The 1,093-nt window shown below is 39.4% G+C and carries 2 protein-coding genes; both read left to right on the top strand.

Annotation, left to right across the window (positions count from 1 at the left end; all coding sequences use genetic code 11):
* The first annotated feature begins 124 nt into the window (after positions 1–124).
* Positions 125–616 carry a lactoylglutathione lyase family protein gene (locus IP485_RS13680; protein WP_197177425.1) on the top strand — a complete coding sequence of 164 codons (492 nt, stop codon included), beginning with the start codon at positions 125–127 and terminating at the stop codon, positions 614–616.
* Positions 617–875: 259 nt separating this feature from the next.
* Positions 876–1,093, top strand: a 218-nt coding sequence (locus IP485_RS13675; protein ID WP_198327768.1) for a hypothetical protein, incomplete at its 3' end; no start/stop codon positions are given.

Raw genomic sequence — 1,093 nt, 5'->3', positions numbered from 1 at the left:
CTATTTTACAATTCACTTCATTATCCATGTGCTTTCACAACACAGCTTCATTTCTCATAGTGCTATTTTTAAATAGCAAAAGGAAGTTTGCCCAATGAGTCATATCTAAACAGGAGCACAAGCAATGAGTAATGTTTATCCCAGAAGCTTTTCGCATGTTGGTCTGTCAGTGCCTGATATAGACAAGGCCGTCAAATTTTATACTGAGGTAATGGGTTGGTACACTATCGTAGCGCCTACCAAAATCGTCGAAGACGATAGCCCTGTAGGTCAAATGTGTACAGAAATATTTGGTAAAGGATGGAGCCATTTACACATAGCGCACCTATCCACTGCGGACCGAGTGGGTGTAGAGCTTTTCCAATTTAAGAATCAGGAAGATCCTGAAGATAATTTTGAATACTGGAAAACAGGTATTTTTCACTTTTGTGTCCAAGATCCAAATCTTGAAGAGCTTGTAGAGAGCATCATCGCAGCTGGCGGTAAAAAGCGTATGGAAAAACCCCGTTATTACTACCCAGGTGAAAAACCTTATCGTATGATCTATATGGAAGATCCATTTGGCAATATCGTTGAGATATATAGTCATAGCTATGAGCTGACTTATAGTCTATAAATTAGGCATTTAACGCTACTGCTCAGCTAGTGTTAGATAAATTAAAACCGCCTCGATTTATAACAATCGGGGCGGTTTTGTATGTAAGCTATTATTTTGGTCTGCGATGTATCGGTGAGCAAGGCCTGTTGAACATTCAACGTTTTAACCACAGGTAGGCACAAGCTGGGCTTCCGTTTATCCGAAATTAATATAAAACCTGACCTCTTTCTGCTAAGTTAAAAGAGATAGCCTTATTGTCTATCGGTTTGGAGGTGTTATGGATAAAGAGCTAAGAGGTAGTGATTTAGCGCGTGCAATGTTAAAAAGTGGTTATAAAAACATATGGTGTGCTGTCGATGACGAGAGCGATGAACGAGCGATGATGGATAATGACGGTAATGACTTTACCGCTTATATCGTAGCATTTGAAAATGGCTATTTTCATAGTGATGGCGGTATGCAATGGTTATATGCTGTACCAATTAAGATAGAGGA

Source organism: Psychrobacter sp. NG27, assembly GCF_016106655.1.
In the GTDB taxonomy this organism is placed as follows: Bacteria; Pseudomonadota; Gammaproteobacteria; order Pseudomonadales; family Moraxellaceae; genus Psychrobacter.
This window is presented reverse-complemented; position numbering and strand designations above follow the sequence as displayed.